Raw genomic sequence first — 380 nt, 5'->3', positions numbered from 1 at the left:
AGAACAAGATGGGCACTGCGTTTGATTCGGACATCAAACCTCCAAAGTTCAGTCTGATGCGCTCAACCTTGGCGGGCTCCCATTTGTTCCCGGAGGAGTTCCCCCTTGGCCCTGGCTCGTTTCGCGACCACCACGGTGGCCGCCATCAGCAGGGCCGTGAAAGCCAGCGAAACGACCGTGTTCACGCCGTTCGCGACGTCTATGGCCAGGGAGAAGATGATCGCCAGGCTGATCAACATCCCGATCAGCAGGCCGATGCCCCACATCGCTGAGAGCGAAACGTGGACCCGGTGCCTGAACGCCGCCTCGCCGGGATCGGGAGCCTCGTCAGGGGCGGGCCGGACCCGTTCGGCGACGATCTGGGTCAGCGGTTTGCCGAT

At 62.9% G+C, this 380-nt stretch carries 1 protein-coding gene; it reads right to left on the bottom strand.

The genetic code is table 11. From position 1 onward, the window contains the following. Positions 1–62: 62 nt before the first annotated feature. Positions 63–380, bottom strand: a 318-nt coding sequence (locus RM844_RS33365; protein ID WP_311671158.1) for a hypothetical protein, incomplete at its 5' end; no start/stop codon positions are given.

The sequence above is a fragment of the Streptomyces chisholmiae genome, assembly GCF_031845445.1.
GTDB lineage: Bacteria > Actinomycetota > Actinomycetes > Streptomycetales > Streptomycetaceae > Streptomyces > Streptomyces chisholmiae.
This window is presented reverse-complemented; position numbering and strand designations above follow the sequence as displayed.